Here is a 681-nt window from a genome sequence, read left to right on the forward strand (position 1 = left end):
AATGCCATTAACCGGGCGTTGGAACAGCCAGGAGACGGTAAGGAGGCTCTCTCCCACATCCTGCAAGGGGCAGCTGCCCGGTATGCCTGCTGTGATGATGGTGTGGATACGGCTGTAAGCCAAACGCAGCCCGACCAAATCGACTGGGAACGCTTCGAACGTACGGTCTCCCATATCATAATCGGAACAGATAACGCAATCACCGTACACTTTTGATTAGGAACAGAAAGGACAGCAAAATGGAACAATCATCACTGGAACGCACCGTCCACCGCATTCCGGCATTACGGTCCAATGTAGCAGGCAACAAGACGAGACTCCATGGCAGGCAGCGGGTGGCGGCTTACTGCCGGGTCAGCACCGACAGCGAGGAGCAGATCAACAGCTACACCGCCCAGAAAGCCTACTACACCCAGAAAATTGAGGAATCCCCGGATTGGGAACTGGCCGGGATCTTCGCGGACGAGGGGATCACCGGGACCAGTATGAAGAAGCGAAAAGAATTCAACCGGATGATCACCGCCTGCAAGCGGGGCGGGATCGACCTCATCCTAACAAAATCCCTCTCCCGTTTCGCACGAAATACAGTGGACTGCCTGGAGACGGTACGGATGCTGAAGGCCAGGGGGATCGGGGTCATCTTCGAAAAGGAAAATATCAATACGCTGACAGAGTCCAGCG

The 681-nt window shown here is 55.1% G+C and carries 1 protein-coding gene and 1 pseudogene; both read left to right on the forward strand.

All coding sequences use genetic code 11. From position 1 onward, the window contains the following. Positions 1–216: pseudogene (locus B5F88_RS19905) on the forward strand (recombinase); the annotation flags it as partial. A 23-nt stretch (positions 217–239) separates the two neighbouring features. Continuing rightward, on the forward strand, positions 240–681 hold a 442-nt coding region (locus B5F88_RS19910; RefSeq protein WP_242959908.1), incomplete at its 3' end, for a recombinase family protein.

Origin of the sequence: Flavonifractor sp. An306 (assembly GCF_002159455.1) — a bacterium.
GTDB lineage: Bacteria > Bacillota > Clostridia > Oscillospirales > Oscillospiraceae > Flavonifractor.